Origin of the sequence: Streptomyces olivaceus (genome assembly GCF_000721235.1) — a bacterium.
Taxonomy (GTDB): domain Bacteria; phylum Actinomycetota; class Actinomycetes; order Streptomycetales; family Streptomycetaceae; genus Streptomyces; species Streptomyces olivaceus.
Window position 1 is genome coordinate 46,395 of record NZ_JOFH01000025.1, and the last position, 18,111, is coordinate 64,505.

The window sequence follows — 18,111 nt, forward strand, 5'->3', positions numbered from 1 at the left end:
CGGCCACGTCGACCGGCCTTGCCGTGGGCGTACCCCACGGCCGTACACTGGGCCGGGGAAGTCTGGCACTCGCACACCATGAGTGCCAGGACAAAACGGCAGGACAGACGAAACAGCAGGACACGGGCGGACACCCGGGAGGTGCGCGCGAATGCTCAGTGAACGCAGGCTCGAGGTGCTGCGCGCCATCGTCCAGGACTACGTCGGCACCGAGGAGCCGGTCGGCTCCAAGGCCCTCACCGAGCGGCACAACCTCGGCGTCTCACCGGCCACCGTGCGCAACGACATGGCGGCCCTGGAGGACGAGGGGTTCATCGCCCAGCCGCACACCAGTGCCGGGCGCATCCCGACGGACAAGGGCTACCGGCTCTTCGTCGACAAGCTGGCCGGCGTCAAGCCCATGACCGCGCCCGAGCGGCGCGCCATCCAGAACTTCCTGGAGGGCGCCGTCGACCTCGACGACGTCGTGGCCCGCACGGTCCGGCTGCTCGCGCAGCTGACCCGGCAGGTCGCCGTTGTGCAGTACCCGTCGCTGACCCGCTCGACCGTGCGGCACGTGGAGCTGCTGGCCCTCGCGCCCGCCCGCCTGATGCTCGTGCTGATCACGGACACCGGCCGGGTCGAGCAGCGGATGGTCGACTGTCCGGCGCCGTTCGGCGAGGCATCCCTCGCGGATCTGCGCGCGCGGCTCAACAGCCGGGTCGCGGGACGCCGTTTCACGGACGTGCCCGCTCTGGTCGAGGAGCTGCCCGAGGCCTTCGAGGCCGAGGATCGCGGTACGGTCTCCACCGTGCTCTCCACTCTCCTGGAGACGCTGGTCGAGGAGAACGAGGAGCGGTTGATGATCGGCGGCACCGCCAATCTGACCCGCTTCGGGCACGACTTCCCCTTGGTGATCCGGCCGGTGCTGGAGGCGCTGGAGGAGCAGGTCGTGCTCCTCAAGCTCCTCGGCGAGGCGAAGGATCCGGGCGTGACCGTCCGAATCGGTCACGAGAACGCCCACGAGGGACTCAACTCAACGTCCGTCGTGTCGGTCGGCTACGGTTCGGGCGGCGAGGCGGTTGCCAAGCTCGGCGTGGTCGGACCGACCCGCATGGACTACCCGGGAACGATGGGAGCGGTACGCGCAGTGGCACGGTACGTCGGACAGATCCTGGCGGAGTCGTAGGTGGCCACGGACTACTACGCCGTACTAGGCGTACGCCGCGACGCGTCCCAGGACGAGATCAAGAAGGCGTTCAGGAGGCTCGCCCGCGAGCTGCACCCGGACGTCAACCCCGATCCGAAGACCCAGGAGCGGTTCAAGGAGATCAACGCCGCCTACGAGGTGCTCTCGGACCCGCAGAAGAAGCAGGTCTACGACCTCGGCGGCGACCCCCTCTCGCAGGCAGCCGGCGGTGGCGCGGGCGGCTTCGGCGCGGGTGGCTTCGGGAACTTCTCGGACATCATGGACGCGTTCTTCGGTACGGCGTCGCAGCGCGGGCCGCGCTCGCGCACCCGCCGCGGCCAGGACGCGATGATCCGCATCGAGGTCGAGCTGGACGAGGCGGCCTTCGGCACGACCAAGGACATCCAGGTCGACACGGCCGTCGTCTGCAACACCTGCAACGGCGAGGGCGCGGCGCCCGGCACCTCGGCCCAGACGTGTGACATGTGCCGCGGCCGCGGTGAGGTCTCGCAGGTCACCCGGTCCTTCCTGGGCCAGGTCATGACCTCGCGGCCCTGCCCGCAGTGCCAGGGCTTCGGCACCGTCGTCCCGACCCCGTGCCCGGAGTGCGCGGGCGACGGCCGCATCCGCTCGCGGCGCACCCTGACCGTGAAGATCCCGGCCGGCGTCGACAACGGCACCCGGATCCAGCTCGCGGGCGAGGGCGAGGTCGGCCCCGGCGGCGGCCCCGCCGGCGACCTGTACGTCGAGATCCACGAGCTGCCCCACTCGACGTTCCAGCGCCGCGGCGACGACCTGCACTGCACGGTCACCATCCCGATGACGGCGGCGGCGCTCGGCACGAAGGTGCCGCTGGAGACCCTCGACGGCCTGGAGGAGGTCGACATCCGGCCCGGCACCCAGTCCGGCCAGTCGATCCCGAAACACGGCCGGGGCATCACCCACCTGCGCGGCGGCGGCCGGGGCGACCTCATCGTGCACGTCGAGGTCACCACCCCCACCAAGCTCGACCCCGAACAGGAACGCCTCCTGCGCGAACTGGCCCAGCAGCGTGGCGAGGAGCGGCCGACGGGGCAGTTCCAGCCGGGGCAGCAGGGGTTGTTCTCGCGGTTGAAGGACGCGTTCAACGGGCGCTGACCCGTGTGTGCTGACGGGTGCCGACCGGCGTACCGAGAGGCGTCTACCGGCGTGCTTACGGGTGCCGGCCGGCGTACCTGAGGGGTGTCGGCCGCCCGCCGCGGCCGGTGGCTCGGGGGCCGTCGGCGCCGGTCGACCGGCGCCCGTGGGGGCGGGGTGCCGGAGGCGTCCGGGATGCGGATGACTCTGGCGTATGCCAACGGAAGCCCGGATTCGGACTTGTTCGGAGGGCGTGACAACATGCGGTCATGTCCTCCGTGACCGATCTCTTCCCCTACCCGATCGTGCAGGCACCGATGGCGGGAGGCGTCTCCGTGCCGCCGCTCGCCGCCGCGGTCTGCGAGGCGGGCGGGCTGGGCTTCCTCGCCGCCGGGTACAAGACCGCCGACGGGATGTACCAGGAGATCAAACAGCTGCGGAGCCTCACCTCCCGCCCCTTCGGCGTCAACCTCTTCCTCCCGCAACCGGAGACGGCCGACCCCGCCGCCGTCGGCGTCTACGCCCACCAGCTGGCCGGCGAGGCCGCCTGGTACGAGACGGAACTCGGCGACCCCGACAGCGGCCGGGACGACGGCTACGACGCCAAGCTCGCCGTACTCGTCGACGACCCGGTGCCGGTGGTCTCCTTCCACTTCGGCGTCCCGGCCCCCGAGGTCGTCGACTCCCTGCACCGCGTCGGCACCTTCGCCCTGGTCGCGGCGACCACCGCCGAGGAGGCCCGGGCCGTCGAGCGGTCCGGCGCCGACGCGGTGATCGCGCAGGGCGCCGAGGCCGGCGGACACCAGGGCACCCACCGCGACAGCGCGGAGACCGGCGGCGCCGGTACCGGACTGCTGTCGCTGGTCGCCCAGGTACGGGAGGCGGTGAGCCTGCCGATCGTCGCCGCCGGCGGCATCATGCGCGGCGGCCAGATCGCCTCCGTCCTCGCGGCCGGTGCCGCCGCGGCCCAGCTCGGCACGGCCTTCCTCGCCACCCCCGAGTCCGGCGCGCACGCCCTGCACAAGCAGGCGCTGACCAACCCCCTGTTCGTCCGCACCGAGTTGACCCGCGCCTTCTCCGGCCGCCCCGCCCGCGGCCTGGTCAACCGCTTCCTGCGCGAGCACGGCCCCTACGCGCCCGCCGCCTACCCCGACGTCCACCACCTCACCTCGCCCATCCGCAAGGCGGCGGCGAAGGCGGGCGACGCGCAGGGCATGGCGCTCTGGGCGGGGCAGGGCCACCGGATGGCACGGGAACTGCCCGCCGGACAGCTGGTGGAGGTGCTGGTGGCCGAACTCGCGGCCGCCGGGACGGCGTTGTCGGACTACGCCGCCTACACGACGGGAGGCACCGGCCGATGACGGCACCGGTGTTCGTCGTCGACTCCCTCGCCCCCGGGGACCTGTCCGGAGGGCAGTACGTCCTCGACGGCCCCGAGGGACGGCACGCCGTCTCCGTGAAGCGGCTGCGCCCCGGCGAGGGCGTGGTCCTCACCGACGGGCGCGGACGCTGGGCCGAGGGCGTGGTGCGGGCCGCCGAGGGCAAGGACCGCCTCGTCCTCGCGGAGCTGGACCCGGTCCACGAGGAACCGCCCGAGCAGCCCCGCATCACCGTCGTCCAGGCCCTCCCCAAGGGCGACCGCGGTGAGCTGGCCGTCGAGACGCTGACCGAGGTCGGCGTCGACGCGATCGTGCCGTGGGCGGCCTCCCGGTGCATCACCCAGTGGAAGGGCGAGCGCGGCCTCAAGGCGCTCGGCAAGTGGCGGGCCACGGCGCGCGAGGCCGGCAAGCAGTCCCGCCGGGTCCGCTTCCCGGACGTCGCGGACGCGGCGACGAGCAAGCAGGTTGCCTCACTTCTCGCCGACGCCGCCTTCGCCGCCGTACTCCACGAGAGCGGCGACGCCCCCCTGTCCGCCGCCGAACTCCCCGCCTCCGGCGACATCGTGCTGGTCGTCGGCCCCGAAGGCGGCGTCTCCCCGGACGAGTTGGCGCTCTTCGCCGAGGCCGGCGCGCACCCCTACCGCCTGGGCCGCAGCGTCCTGCGCACCTCCACCGCGGGCACCGCGGCCACCGCCGCCCTGCTGACCCGCACCGGCCGCTGGTCCTGACGGCACCCGCAGGGCCGCCGCCCTCCCCGGGGTGGTGAGGAGTGGCCGTATGCGCCCTACCGTCCGCCGCGCACCGGTGGCACGCTGCCGTCCATGGGGGCATCACGGCGAAGCAGGGGCGCATCGAGGCGAAGCGCGGTGGCAGCGACGCGAAGCGCGGGGGCATCTAGGCGGATCGCGCGCGCGGTGCCGGTGGCCGTCGGTGCGGCCGCCGCCGTCGCGGGGCTCGTCGCGTGCGAACCGGGCGGGCTCGGCACCACCACCGTGTCGTACACGACCGACCAGACCGTGACCCGGGAACTGGACCGGCAGCAGGCACCCGTGCGGTGGCTCACGTGCACCGCCTCCCGCGACGGCGACGGCGACGGTGCGACCGCCCCGGCCGGTGAGCAGGACGAGGTGGAGACCGTCGTCGCCGTCGACTGCGAGGGCGAGACCGACGACGGCAAGGACATCACCGTCGACGGCGAGGTCACCCGCGTCGTCGACGGCACCTGCGTACGCGGCGACCTCACCGCCGAGGTGGGCGGCGAACAGGTCTTCCACGTCAACGGGCTGGGCAACTGCGACGCCACCGGCGCCCCGCCCGCCGACCGCCCCTCCCCGGGGCAGCCCGGACCCACAGTGACCGTCACCCGCACCATCTGGTGCCCGGACGACCCGCACTGCCGTCCGGTGGAGGGCAAGTGAGCCGCAGCCGGGCGGGCACGGGTGGCCGGTATGTGATCCAAACCTCTGTCGGCGGACGGCGCCCCTGCATAGGGTGAAGGGGTGACACAGCCCGTAGCGTCTGCCTACCTCCGTTTTCCGCACCCGCACGGCGAGTTGGTCGCCTTCACCGCCGAGGACGACGTGTGGCTCGCCCCGCTCGACGGCGGCCGGGCCTGGCGGGTCAGCGCCGACAACGTGCCGGTGAACCACCCGCGCATCTCGCCCGACGGCACAGCGGTCGCCTGGACCTCCACCCGCGACGGCGCTCCCGAGGTGCACGTCGCGCCCGTCGACGGCGGCCCCGCCAAGCGCCTCACCCACTGGGGCAGCATCAGGACCCAGGTACGCGGCTGGACCGCCGACGGCCATGTCCTCGCCCTCAGCACCTACGGCCAGGCCAGCCTCCGCCGCAGCTGGGCCCGCGCCGTCCCGCTCGACGGCGGACCAGCCACCACCCTGCCGTACGGCCCCGTGGGCGACGTCGCGCGGGGCCCGCACACCGTGCTGCTCTCCGCGCCGATGGGCCGCGAGGCCGCCTGGTGGAAGCGCTACCGGGGCGGCACCGCGGGCAAGTTGTGGATCGACCGCGAGGACGACGGCGAGTTCGTACGCCTGCACGCCGACCTCGACGGCAACATCGAGTACCCCTTCTGGGTCGGCGACCGGATCGCCTTCCTCTCCGACCACGAGGGCACCGGCGCCCTCTACTCCTCCCTCGCCGACGGCTCCGACCTGCGCCGCCACACACCGACCGACGGCTTCTACGCCCGGCACGCGGCCACCGACGGCACCCGGGTCGTGTACGCGTCCGCCGGTGAACTGTGGACGCTGGACGACCTCGACGGCGCCGAGCCGCGCCGGCTCGACATCCGGCTCGGCGGCGCCCGCGTCGACCTCCAGCCGTACCCGGTCAACGCCGCCCGCTGGTTCGGCTCGGCGTCCCCCGACCACACCGCGCGCGGCAGCGCCGTCGCCGTACGCGGCGGCGTGCACTGGGTCACCCACCGCTCGGGACCCGCCCGCGCCCTCGCGGCGACCCCCGGCGTCCGCACCCGGCTGCCGCGCACCTTCCGGGCCGACGGCGAGGAGTGGGTGGTGTGGGTGACCGACGCCGAGGGCGACGACGCCCTGGAGTTCGCGCCCGCCACCGGCCTCGCCCCGGGCGCCACCGCGCGGCGCCTGGCCGCCGGACAGCTCGGCCGGGTGCTGAACCTCGCCATGGCCCCCGACGGCAGCCGGGCCGCCGTCGCCTCGCACGACGGACGGGTCCTGCTCGTGGAGCGCGAGACCGGGGAGGTCCGCGAGGTCGACCGCAGCGAGGACGGCGACGCCTCCGGCCTCGTCTTCTCGCCCGACTCCGCCTGGCTCGCCTGGTCCCACCCCGGCCCCGAACCGCTGCGTCGGCTCAAGCTCGCCAACACCACCGACCTGTCGGTGAGCGAGGCGACGCCGCTGCGCTTCAAGGACTACGCGCCGGCCTTCACCCTGGACGGCAAGCACCTCGCCTTCCTCTCCACCCGCTCCTTCGACCCGGTCTACGACGAGCACGTCTTCGACCTGGCCTTCGTCGAGGGCGCCCGGCCCTACCTGATCACCCTCGCCGCGACCACCCCCTCGCCCTTCGGCCCGCAGCGCCACGGGCGCCCCTTCGAGACGCCGGACCGCGAGGAGACCCCCGACAGCGAGGGCACGCCCACCACGCGGATCGACATCGAGGGGCTCGCCGACCGGATCGTGCCCTTCCCGGTCGAGGCCGCCCGCTACTCCGGGCTGCGCGCCGCCAAGGACGGCGTCCTGTGGCTGCGCCACCCGCTCACCGGCGTCCTCGGCGCCTCCCGCGCCAACCCGGAGGACCCCGACCCCAACACCGAGCTGGAGCGGTACGACCTCGCGCAGCAGCGCGTCGAGCACCTCGGCGCCGACGCCGACCACTTCGAGGTCAGCGGCGACGGCAAGCGGGTGCTGCTGTGGACCGACGGACGGCTCAAGGTCGTCCCCAGCGACCGGCGGGCCTCCGGCGACGAGGACAGCGACACCAACATCACCGTCGACCTGGGGCGGATCAGGCAGACCGTCGAACCGGCCGCGGAGTGGCGGCAGATGTTCGACGAGACCGGCCGCATCATGCGGGACCACTACTGGCGGGCCGACATGAACGGCGTCGACTGGGACGCCGTCCTGGACCGCTACCGGCCCGTCCTCGACCGCGTCGCCACCCACGACGACCTGGTCGACCTCCTGTGGGAGGTGCACGGCGAACTCGGCACCTCGCACGCCTACGTCACCCCGCGCGGCGGCCACGGCTCCGGCGCCCGGCAGGGCCTGCTCGGCGCCGACCTCTCCCGCCACGAGGACGGCGCCTGGCACATCGACCGCGTGCTGCCCTCGGAGACCTCCGACCCCGACGCCCGCTCCCCGCTCGCCGCACCCGGTGTCGCCGTGCGCGCCGGGGACGCGATCGTCGCCGTCGCCGGACAGGCCGTCGACCCGGTCACCGGCCCTGGACCGCTGCTCGTCGGCACGGCGGGCAAGCCGGTCGAGCTGACCATCTCGCCGTCCGGCGGGGGAGAGGTGCGGCACGCCGTCGTCGTCCCCCTCGCCGACGAGGAGCCGCTGCGCTACCACGCCTGGGTCGCCGACCGGCGCGCCCACGTCCACGAGCAGTCCGGCGGCCGGCTCGGCTACCTGCACGTTCCCGACATGCAGGCGCCCGGCTGGGCCCAGATCCACCGCGACCTGCGGGTCGAGGTGGCGCGGGAGGGGCTGGTCGTCGACGTCCGTGAGAACCGCGGCGGGCACACCTCCCAGCTGGTCGTGGAGAAGCTGGCCCGGCGCATCGTCGGCTGGGACCTGCCGCGCGGCATGCGGCCGACCAGCTATCCGCAGGACGCGCCCCGCGGCCCGGTCGTCGCCGTCGCCAACGAGTTCTCCGGCTCGGACGGCGACATCGTCAACGCGGCGATCAAGGCGCTCGGCATCGGGCCGGTCGTCGGCGTCCGCACCTGGGGCGGCGTCATCGGCATCGACAGCCGCTACCGGCTGGTCGACGGCACGCTGATCACGCAGCCGAAGTACGCGTTCTGGCTGGAGGGTTACGGGTGGGGCGTGGAGAACCACGGCGTCGACCCGGACGTGGAGGTCGCCCAGCGCCCCCAGGACCACGCGGCGGGCCGCGACCCGCAACTGGACGAGGCGATCGCGCTGGCGCTGACAGCCCTGGAGGAAACCCCGGCGAAGACCCCGCCGACGCTGCCGTAGCCTGCGACGACCTTGCAGCACGCCGCCGCTGCGGGCAGCCGCGCCGCCGCTGCAGGCACCCGTGCCGCCGCTGCGGGCAGTCGTGCCGCTGGGGGCGGCACGGGTGGGCGCAGCGGCACCCCGCCAGCGCGGGCGAGCGCACCCACCCCGGCGCTCACTCCGGCGCAGGGCACCGGTGAACGCGCCCTGCGCCCCAGTCGGCCAAAGGGGCGGGTGCGCAGCCCGGCGTAGCGGGGGCGCCGCCCGCGCCCACCCGTGCCGCCCCTGGGGGTGCCTCCCAGGCCGTTCAGGCGCTGCGGGAGGCACGACTGCCCGCAGCTGGGCGGCAACCGCTGCCGCAGCCGGGGCGGGCGGCACCGCTGCCCGCGGCTGCGCCGATACGATGAGCCCCGAAAGATCACCGGCGTGAGGAGCACCCCATGGCAGGGGAACCCCAGGACGACTGCCTGTTCTGCAAGATCGTCGCAGGTCAGATCCCCGCGACGATCGTCCGCGAGACGGACACCACCGTCGCCTTCCGGGACATCAACCCCCAGGCTCCCACCCACGTCCTGGTGATCCCCAAGGCCCACCACAAGGACGCCGCCGCCCTCGCCACCGCCGCCCCGCAGCTCGCCGCCGACGTCCTGCGCGAGACCCAGGCCGTCGCCGACGACGAGGGGCTCGACAGCTACCGCACCACCTTCAACACCGGTGCCGGCGCGGGCCAGACCGTCTGGCACGCGCACGCCCACGTCCTCGGCGGCCGCGGCCTCGAATGGCCCCCCGGATAGGCCGGGACGGAACAGCCCCGTGTCCGTACGCGAACTCGTCGTCCTCGGCACCGCCAGTCAGGTCCCGACCCGGCACCGCAACCACAACGGCTACCTGCTCCGCTGGGACGGCGAGGGCATCCTGTTCGACCCCGGCGAGGGCACGCAGCGCCAGATGCTGCGCGCCGGGGCCGCCGCCCACGACCTGAACCGGATCTGCGTCACGCACTTCCACGGCGACCACAGCCTCGGTCTCGCCGGCGTCATCCAGCGCATCAACCTCGACCAGGTCCCGCACGAGGTCACCGCCCACTACCCGCGCTCCGGGCGGCGGTTCTTCGAGCGCCTGCGGTACGCCACCGCCTACCGCGAGACCGTCTCCCTCACCGAGGCCCCCGTCGACACCGACGGCCCTCTCGCCGTCACCCCCGCCTACACCCTGGACGCCCGCAAGCTCTCCCACCCCGTCGAGTCGTACGGCTACCGGCTCACCGAGCCCGACGGCCGCCGCATGCTGCCCGACCGCCTCGCCGCGCACGGCATCGAGGGCCCCGACGTCGGCCGCATCCGGCGCGAGGGCTCGCTGGGCGGCGTACCGCTCGACGAGGTCAGCGAGGTGCGCCGCGGCCAGCGGTTCGCGTTCGTCATGGACACCCGGCTCTGCGCGGGCGTGCACGCGCTCGCCGAGGGCTGCGACCTGCTGGTGATCGAGTCCACCTTCCTCGACGAGGACGAGACCCTCGCCACCGACCACGGCCACCTGACCGCCGGCCAGGCCGCGCGCGCCGCCCGGGACGCGGGCGTGCGCCACCTCGTCCTGACCCACTTCAGCCAGCGGTACTCGGACCCCGGGGAGTTCGAGCGGCAGGCGAGGGCTGCCGGATTCGACGGCGAGCTGACCGTGGCCCGCGACCTCACCCGCATCCCGGTTCCGAAACGTCGGTGAAACCGCCGTACGATGCTCTGATGCCCCTGCCCAAAGCCGAACTGCACCTCCACATCGAAGGCACCCTGGAACCCGAGCTGGCCTTCTCCCTGGCCGCCCGCAACGGTGTCGCGCTCCCGTACGCGGACGAGGACGCCCTGCGCGAGGCGTACCGCTTCGCGGACCTTCAGTCCTTCCTGAACCTGTACTACGAACTGATGGCCGTCCTGCGCACGGAACGTGACTTCGAGGACCTCGCCAACGCCTACCTCGCCCGCGCCGCCGCGCAGGGCGTCCGGCACGCGGAGATCTTCTTCGACCCGCAGGCCCACCTCGCCCGGGGCGTGGAGATGGGCACGGTCGTGGAGGGGCTGTGGCGGGCGCTGGGCCGAAGCCGGGAGAACCACGGCGTCTCCACCCGCCTGATCCTCTGCTTCCTGCGCGACGAGTCCGCCGAGTCGGCGATGGCGACCCTGGACGCCGCCAAGCCCCACCTCGACCGCATCACCGGCGTCGGCCTGGACTCCGCCGAGGTCGGCCACCCGCCGGTCAAGTTCGGCGCGGTCTACGAGGCCGCCGCCGCGCTCGGCCTGCGCCGGGTCGCGCACGCCGGCGAGGAGGGCCCGCCCGAGTACGTCCGCCAGGCCCTCGACGTCCTCGGCGTCGAGCGCGTCGACCACGGCCTGCGCTCGGTCGAGGACCCGGCGCTGGTGGAGCGGCTGGTGCGCGAGCGCGTCCCGCTCACCCTGTGCCCGCTCTCCAACGTCCGGCTGCGCACGGTCGACACCCTCGCCGACCACCCGCTGCCCGCGATGCTCGACGCGGGCCTGATGTGCACGGTCAACTCCGACGACCCGGCCTACTTCGGCGGCTACGCGGGCGACAACTACGACGCCGTGCGCCAGGCCCTGGGCCTCACCGACGAACGGCTGCGGGAACTGGCCCGCAACTCGTTCCTCGCCTCCTTCCTGGAGGACGACGAGGAACTGCGGGCACGCTGCCTGGCCGAGGTGGACGCCTACACGTTCTCCTAGCGCGCCGGGACGCCCGCGGACTGTCGGCGGCGTGGTGCACACTGGCCTGATCCGCACCATGCCAGGGAGCGCCCCGTGACAGCGTCCACCGTGTCCACAGCGTCCGACGTGCCTGCCGCACCCGCCGCACCGCCCATGCCGGCCGCCTTGAGAACGCACCGCCACGCCCAGGCCGAGGGAGCGCACAGCCACCCTCGGGTCGATCCCCTCGCCGCCGCGCGCGACCCGCAGGACCCGCTCTGGGACGTGTACCTGACCGGCACCGTCTTCCTCGACGTCGTCTTCACCGGGCTCGAATCGGCCCCCGTGCGCGGCACAGAGTCCTGGGCCCGGGGGATGGGTTCGAGCCCGGGCGGCATCGCCAACATGGCGACCGCGCTCGCCCGCCTCGGCCTGCGCACCTCGCTGGCCGCCGCCTTCGGCGACGACCACTACGGCGACTACTGCTGGGACGCGCTCGCCCAGGGCGAGGGCATCGACCTCGGCCCCTCGCGCACCGTGCCCGGCTGGCACTCGCCGGTCACGGTCTCGATGGCGTACGAGGGGGAGCGCACGATGGTCTCCCACGGTCACGAGCCGCCGCCCCAGGAGACGGCGCCCGACTGCCCGCCGCGCGCCCGCGCGGCCGTCGCCTCCCTCACGCCCGGCGTCCGCGCCCCCTGGATCGCCCAGGCCGCCGCGCGCGGCACCCGTGTCTTCGCCGACGTCGGGTGGGACGACACCGGCGCCTGGGACCTGGCGGGCCTGCCCGACCTCGCGCACTGCGAAGCGTTCCTGCCCAACGCGGAGGAGGCCATGCGCTACACCGGCGCCACCTGCCCGCGCGCCGCCGCGCACGCCCTGACCGAGCACGTGCCGCTCGCCGTGGTGACCCTCGGCGCGGAGGGCGCGTACGCGGTGGACCGGCGTACGGGGGAGAGCGCGGAAGTCCCGGCGATCGCGGTGGAGGCCCTGGACCCGACCGGCGCCGGGGACGTCTTCGTCGCCGGGTTCGTCACCGGCACCCTGGCCGGCTGGCCGCTGGCCGACCGGCTCGCCTTCGCCGGTCTGACCGCCGCCCTCTCCGTCCAGGAGTTCGGCGGCTCCCTGTCGGCGCCCGGGTGGGGCGAGATCGCCGCCTGGTGGCGCAAGGTCCAGTCGGTCCAGGGCGAGGACCCGGCCCTGCGCCGCTACGCCTTCCTCGCCGCCCTGATCCCCGACGACCTCCCCGGCCCCTGGCCCCTGCGCCGAGCAGTCCCGACCATCGGCTTCCGCCGCCCGGCCTGACACTCTCCGGGCCGGTCCCGTGGCAGGGTCGGTCCGGCCTGTGCGATGACCGGTGCGCCCGGCACCCGCGCCGGAAGGCGACCGCGCGGGCCGCCCCGACGTGGCCTCTTCGCCCTGCCGCCGGGCCGCAGCGAAGCCGTCGCCCGCGTCTCGCTGTCCGAGCTCGGGCTTGTCCCGGGTCGCGAACATGACGGACCGCCCGAGGAAACCGCACGACGACCTCTTCGTGCCCGGTGTCCCTCAAGACGGGGCGACAGATGCGTCGCGCATTTCGATCACCCTGTGATTGAGCGATGTGGAACCTGTGATGTTTCTGTGACGGTGACGGTTCGGGCATGTCCGACATTGGATCTTGAGCGCGCTGCGACCTTGACCTTGACTGCACATCAGGTGCCACTGACGGAGGGGCGGGTCGGCATGAGGGATATTCCGCAGCGCGGGAAAGTCTGGTGTGCCGTGGCCACGGTGTTCGCACTGGCCGGCCTGCTGACCGTCGCGGCACCGGACAGCCCGGCATCGGCGGTGGCCGCCTGCGAGGCCGGAAACGCCGATGCGGACTTCAACGGCGACGGTGTGCGGGGCATGGTCGTCGCCGACCCGGAGGCGACCATCGGTGGCAAGCCGCGCGCCGGTGCCGTGACCGTCGTCTACGGCGGTACGGAAATGGGGGCCGAGCGCCTTGACCAGGACAGTGACAGGGTGCGGGGCAGTGCTCAGGAGGGAGCCGAGTTCGGCTTCAGTCTGGCGCAGGCAGACCTGAACGGTGACGGATGCAGCGACCTCGTCGTCGGCGCGCCCTACACGGATGTGGCGGGCGCGCAGGACGCGGGAGCCGTACACGTTCTCTACGGGGACCCGGCCGGTCTCGCCGTCGGCGCTGCCACGTCCTACGACCAGAGCCAGGACGGTGTGGAAGGCGGTGCCGAGTCGGGAGACCTGTTCGGCTACGCCGTCGCCGCCCAGCGGCCCACCTCCGGCGCTCCCTACCTGGCCGTGGGCATCCCCGGTGAAGACGTGGGCAGTGTGCCGGACGCGGGAGCGGTGGACTATCTCAGTGGCGGCACGTGGGGCTGGGTGGACCAGGACGCGCCGGGAGTGGCCGGAGCTGTCGAGGCGAACGACCGTTTCGGATACTCGCTGGCCGGCACGCCCTCTCATCTCGTAGTGGGGGCGCCCGGGGAGGCGATCGGTGCCGAGACGTTCGCCGGCGCCTTCTGGATCTTCGGTGGCTCGCTGGACGCGGCCGGCCGTCCAGAACCTCTGGGAGCACCCAACCAGGAGTCGCCGGCCGTGGGAGTGGCCGAGAGAGGTGACCGCTACGGCACTTCGATCGCTGCCGTCCCGATGCCGGACGCCTCCGGTACCCACAAGGGCGGCTCCTATGTCGCGGTGGGATCGCCGGGGGAGGCCATCGGGGACACCGCCGAGGCCGGTTCGGTCTCGGTCTACAAGGTCACCGCGGCGGGCGCGGTCACGACCGTCGTGCCGGGACTGCATCAGAACGTGACCGGCACCGCCGAGACCGCCGAACGCGCGGACCATTTCGGACAGCAGGTCGCCGCGGTGGTTCAGGGCACCACCCTGCGCGTGGCAGCCGGCGTGCCCGGTGAGGAGTCCGGGCCCGAACACACGGACAAGGGCGGGGTGCAGATCTTCGCGCTGTCCGCCGACGGCGGCCTCTCCGACTCCTGGATCGACCCGGGTTACGGCATCCCCGGAGAACCGGCTCCGCGGATGTATGTCGGTGCGTCCCTCGGGGCGACTCCGGACGCCTTGCTTGTGGGGGCTCCGTACGGGCGTCCCGGCGCATCGGGAGCTGTGTACGCGTTCGACTGGACGGTGGCCAGCGGCGGGGCGGCGAAGCACACCTACGCGCCGGGGGCGGCCGGGATTCCGGCCGGCGGCACGGCTTTCGGGGCCGTTCTGCGCTGAGCAGGCCGATACCGAGAAGGGGCGGGCCGAGTACCTCGGTCCGGGGCGTCGTCAGGGAGCGAGCGGGCGCGGTGGCGCGTACCGCGAACGAGAACAGGGGTGGGGATGACACGCGCTGAAGGGCGCCGGAAACCGGGTCGGAGACCGACGGCGATCGCAGGGCTGCTCACCGGGCTGCTGGCCGCCGGTGTGCTGGCGCCGGCGGGTGATGCCCTGCCGCAGGGGGACTCCGCGTACAGCCCGGCCGTGGCGCAGGCCCGGAACAGCGGAGAGGCCCCGACGGAAGCCCTGGCTCGCGCTGCGGCCACCGACGCCGGCACACGGGTGGAGGTCGCGTCGCTGCGTGAGGAACGGCGGGACGTGTTCGCCAACCCGGACGGGTCGTTCACGGCCCAGGAGTACACACAGCCGGTACGGGCACGCCGCGACGGACGCTGGGTTCCGGTGGACGACACGCTGGCCGAGCGCACCGACGGCACCTACTCGCCGAAGGCCGCCACCGTCGAACTCAGCTTCTCGGGCGGTGGCGACGGGCCGTTCGCCCGGATGCGCAGAGCCGGCAGGGAGTATGCCCTGACTTGGCTCGCCGGAAGTCTGCCCGCGCCGCAGGTGAACGGTGACACGGCCCGCTACGCCGAGGTCCTGCCCGGTGTGGACCTGGCGGTACGGGCGGAGCCGGAGGGCTTCAGCCACTACCTGATCGTCAAGAGCGCGGAAGCAGCCGCCAGCCCAGCTCTGGACGGCATCGAACTCGGCATCGCCACGCAGGGGCTCACGGTGCGAGAGACGGACGGAGGGTCGCTGCAGGCCACCGACTCCGCCGTGGGAGGCACCGTCTTCGAGTCCTCCGGCCCGATGATGTGGGACTCCGTCGGCGCTGCCCCGGACGGCGGCGGCAACACCACCGCCGAGCCTGCCGCCGGCCCGGCGTCCGCTCCGGCCGCCTCCCACCGCAACGGCGCCGCCGTGAAGCCGGCCGCCGACGAGGGCACCCGGACCGGAGGCCCCGCCCTGGACCCGGCGCACGGCGGGCGCAAGGCGCCGGTCGCGCTCGAGGTGAGCGGTGACCGGCTGACCCTCACCCCCGACCGGGACCTGCTGCGCGGCGACGACACCGTCTACCCGGTCGTGATCGACCCGGCCCCGAAGACGACGTCGCGCACCGCGTGGACGTCGGTCATGTCGGGGATGCCGTCCGAACAGGACTGGAAGTACTCCGACTCCGCCGGCATGGGCAAGTGCCCGCTCGACTACAGCCCGAAGAGCTGCGAGGGGATCGGGGTGCGGCGCCTGCTGTTCACCTTCCCGATGTCGTACTACAGCGGCAAGCAGATCATCAGCACCGATTTCTCCGCCCGAGTCGCCCACGTGTACTGGGCCGACGCACGCGCCGAACCGGTGGACCTGTACCGGATCGGTGGAAAGAACTACAAGGTCACCTCGTCCAGCGACTGGGGGAACACCAAGGACGACTGGGACGACTACCTCGCCACCGTCGACAAGAAGATCTCGCCGACCTCCTGCTCCAGCCAGGCCAACCTGCACTTCAGCAACGGTGAGTTGCTGAGCGAGGCGAAGGCGGCTGCCTCCGGGGGCTGGTCGTCCCTCTCTCTCGGCCTGAAGGCCAAGAGCGAATCGTCTTACGGCGGTTGGAAGAGGATCTGCGGCAATGCCTACCTGAAAATCACGTACAACAATCCGCCCCAGCAGGTCGACTACCGGCGGATGTCGTCCAACCCCGGTGGCACGTGCACCTGGGGCAGCGGCCGGCCCTACACCGACGTGCTGCCGCAACTGCGCGCCGAGGCACGGGACCCGGACCAGACGTCGTCCTCCACCGACCAGGTGAAGATGCAGTACAAGGTCGACTGGACGGACGGCGGGGGCACCGCCCGCTCCTTCACCTACGACACCGGCTACAAGTCGCCCACCCCCGGCACGGTGTTCTCCTACTCCCTCAAACAACGACCGAGTGGCGAACCGCAGATCCCGCAGAACACGGTCGTCTACTGGTCGGCGCGTGCCTACGACGGAGACGCCTGGGGTCCGTGGAGCTATGACGGCAGCGCGCAGCGCTGCGAGTTCATCTGGGACAGCACCCGGCCCAAAGCACCTGCGGTCAGCTCCGCCGAGTACCCGGCCGACGACATCTGGCACGACGGCGTGGGCACCACGTCCACCTTCCGCTTCACCGCCGCCGACCCCGACGTGCAGGAATTCCGCTACGGCTTCGACGGCGCCGCACTGAGCGCACTGCCGGCGCAGTCCGGTACCGCAGAGGTCGCCTGGACCCCGCAGACGGCCGGGCGGCACTGGGTCACCGTGGAGGCATACGACAACGCCGACAACTCCAGTGTCCCGGCGCAGTACGAGTTCCTGGTCACCGACGGCAAGCAGGCGGCCGGTCAGTGGAACCTGGCCGACGGAGCGGGCAGCGACCTCGCCCACGACGAGTCCGGCCGCCATCCGGCGCAGGCGGGCCCGGCGGTCACCTTCGGCGCCCCCGGCCCCGGCGGTGCGGTCGACGCGGCGGCGCACCTTGACGGCTCGGCCGACTCCTGGCTCGCCACCGAGAACGCGGTGCTCGACACCGGAGGCAGTTTCACGGTCAGTGCCTGGGTGCGGCCCACCGCACTCGACCGCGACATGGCCGCCATCAGCGAGGACGGCACCGGAGAGCCAGGCTTCGAACTCGGGTACGACGCCAGCAGGCAGGCGTGGGTGTTCTCCACCCCCGACACCGATGTGCAAGCCATGACCCGGTGGGAGGCCGTCGCCGACGGCAGCACCGTCGTCAAGGACGAATGGACCCTGCTCACGGGCGTCTTCGACGCGTACGCCGACGCCGGACCGCAACTGCGGCTCTACATCGACGGTCGGGAAGCCGGGACAGCGATTCGGCACACCCAGTGGTCGTCGCTCTCCGGACTGCAGATCGGCCGTGTCCTGGCCAGGTCCGGCTACCGTGACCCCTTCCAGGGCGATGTGGCCGAGGTGCGCGCCTACGACCGGGTGCTGCCGGCCGCACAGGTTGCCCAGCTCGGCACGGTCAAGCCGGTCCGCAAGGGCTACTGGACGCTCGACGAGGCCCCCGACCACGTCGCGGCCAACACCCAGTCGGACGGCCCGCCGCTCAATCTCCGTGGTGACGCCGCCGTCTACCGGCCCGCGGATCCTCTGTTCGACGAGGCAGCCCTGGTCGGTGACGGCCACGTCGTCCTCGACGGAGACGGTGACTGGGCCGACACCGACGCCCCCGTCATCGCGGCCACCGACAGTTACACGGTCGCTGCGCGTGCCCAGCTCACCTCGGTGCGACCGCCTCGCAGACTGTGCTGTCGCTCCCGGGTGAGCACACCGACCGGGTCGTGGTCCGCTACCAGGCCGCCACCGCACAGTGGGAACTGGCCGTCACCGACACCGACAGCACCACCGCGCAGGTGACCACGGTCACCGACGACCAGGTGCTGCCCTCGGCGGACGGCTCGGGACAGCACCTCGCGGTCGTGTTCGACTCCTTCACCCACCAGGTGCGGCTCTACGTCGACGGGCAGCTGACCTCGACCGCGGTCGGCATGGACCACACCCGGTGGCCCTCCTCCGCCGGCCTCCAGGTGGGTCGATCCGCCCAGGACGGAGGCAGCGAGTACTTCGCCGGCGCCCTGGACGAGATCCGTGTCTACGACGGCGTCGTCGACCCCATCGGTATCGCACGGATGAGTCAGTTGACCGAGGACACGGACCTGTAGCGCGCCCGCCCGCCTTCTGCGGGGCCGGGGCACCACCCGAGCCCCGGCCCCGCAGAGGCTCCCCGACACCCGCCAGTCAGCCCGACACCCTTC

13 protein-coding genes are annotated in these 18,111 nt (G+C 73.1%); all 13 read left to right on the forward strand.

Translation table 11 applies throughout. The features are described 5' to 3' along the window. The first annotated feature begins 151 nt into the window (after window positions 1-151). The 13 genes from hrcA (at window position 152) to IG94_RS0126050 (ending at window position 18,018) form a co-directional block, all read left to right on the forward strand. On the forward strand, window positions 152-1,168 hold the full coding sequence (gene hrcA, locus IG94_RS0125990; protein ID WP_031041919.1) for a heat-inducible transcriptional repressor HrcA: 1,017 nt from the start codon (window positions 152-154) through the stop codon (window positions 1,166-1,168). Continuing rightward, window positions 1,169-2,305, forward strand: a complete 1,137-nt coding sequence (gene dnaJ / locus IG94_RS0125995; protein WP_031041922.1) for a molecular chaperone DnaJ — start codon at window positions 1,169-1,171, stop codon at window positions 2,303-2,305. It abuts the gene before it with no gap. A 248-nt stretch (window positions 2,306-2,553) separates the two neighbouring features. After that, entirely contained in the window at window positions 2,554-3,645 is a 1,092-nt protein-coding gene (locus IG94_RS0126000; protein ID WP_031041924.1) for a nitronate monooxygenase, read from the forward strand. Next, entirely contained in the window at window positions 3,642-4,391 is a 750-nt protein-coding gene (locus tag IG94_RS0126005; RefSeq protein ID WP_031041926.1) for a 16S rRNA (uracil(1498)-N(3))-methyltransferase, read from the forward strand. The genes IG94_RS0126000 and IG94_RS0126005 overlap by 4 nt, the downstream gene beginning before the upstream one ends. Window positions 4,392-4,529: 138 nt before the next feature. Next, window positions 4,530-5,081, forward strand: coding sequence for a hypothetical protein (locus tag IG94_RS0126010; RefSeq protein ID WP_224326188.1), 552 nt, complete (start codon window positions 4,530-4,532; stop codon window positions 5,079-5,081). A gap of 81 nt (window positions 5,082-5,162) precedes the next feature. Then, a complete protein-coding gene (locus tag IG94_RS0126015; RefSeq protein WP_031041931.1) occupies window positions 5,163-8,360 on the forward strand; it encodes a S41 family peptidase in 3,198 nt (1,065 codons plus the stop codon). Between the two features lie 419 nt (window positions 8,361-8,779). Further along, window positions 8,780-9,133: a histidine triad nucleotide-binding protein gene (locus IG94_RS0126020; protein ID WP_031041933.1), complete on the forward strand. Its 354-nt coding sequence runs from the start codon at window positions 8,780-8,782 to the stop codon at window positions 9,131-9,133. A 19-nt stretch (window positions 9,134-9,152) separates the two neighbouring features. Continuing rightward, window positions 9,153-10,058 (forward strand): ribonuclease Z, encoded by a 906-nt coding sequence (locus IG94_RS0126025; RefSeq protein WP_031041937.1) that lies wholly within the window; start codon window positions 9,153-9,155, stop codon window positions 10,056-10,058. Between the two features lie 20 nt (window positions 10,059-10,078). Continuing rightward, window positions 10,079-11,071 carry an adenosine deaminase gene (locus IG94_RS0126030; RefSeq protein WP_031041940.1) on the forward strand — a complete coding sequence of 331 codons (993 nt, stop codon included), beginning with the start codon at window positions 10,079-10,081 and terminating at the stop codon, window positions 11,069-11,071. Window positions 11,072-11,206: 135 nt separating this feature from the next. Continuing rightward, the gene (locus IG94_RS0126035; protein WP_052410854.1) at window positions 11,207-12,337 is read left to right on the forward strand and encodes a carbohydrate kinase family protein; all 1,131 of its coding nucleotides are present in this window, start codon (window positions 11,207-11,209) and stop codon (window positions 12,335-12,337) included. Window positions 12,338-12,793: 456 nt separating this feature from the next. Continuing rightward, entirely contained in the window at window positions 12,794-14,269 is a 1,476-nt protein-coding gene (locus IG94_RS0126040; RefSeq protein WP_052410855.1) for an FG-GAP repeat protein, read from the forward strand. 105 nt (window positions 14,270-14,374) lie between these two features. Further along, entirely contained in the window at window positions 14,375-17,713 is a 3,339-nt protein-coding gene (locus IG94_RS0126045) for a LamG domain-containing protein (protein ID WP_031041950.1), read from the forward strand. Then, complete coding sequence (locus IG94_RS0126050; RefSeq protein ID WP_031041953.1) at window positions 17,638-18,018, forward strand: LamG domain-containing protein; 381 nt, start codon at window positions 17,638-17,640, stop codon at window positions 18,016-18,018. Before IG94_RS0126045 ends, IG94_RS0126050 begins: the two co-directional genes overlap by 76 nt. Window positions 18,019-18,111 lie beyond the last annotated feature (93 nt).

Coding starts and splice junctions, on each gene's coding strand:
- IG94_RS0126020 (WP_031041933.1), top strand. CDS start 8,780: ATGGCAGGGGAACCCCAGGACGACTGCCTGTTCTGCAAGATCGTCGCA.
- hrcA (WP_031041919.1), top strand. CDS start 152: ATGCTCAGTGAACGCAGGCTCGAGGTGCTGCGCGCCATCGTCCAGGAC.
- IG94_RS0126045 (WP_031041950.1), top strand. CDS start 14,375: ATGACACGCGCTGAAGGGCGCCGGAAACCGGGTCGGAGACCGACGGCG.
- IG94_RS0126000 (WP_031041924.1), top strand. CDS start 2,554: ATGTCCTCCGTGACCGATCTCTTCCCCTACCCGATCGTGCAGGCACCG.
- IG94_RS0126005 (WP_031041926.1), top strand. CDS start 3,642: ATGACGGCACCGGTGTTCGTCGTCGACTCCCTCGCCCCCGGGGACCTG.
- IG94_RS0126030 (WP_031041940.1), top strand. CDS start 10,079: ATGCCCCTGCCCAAAGCCGAACTGCACCTCCACATCGAAGGCACCCTG.
- IG94_RS0126035 (WP_052410854.1), top strand. CDS start 11,207: ATGCCGGCCGCCTTGAGAACGCACCGCCACGCCCAGGCCGAGGGAGCG.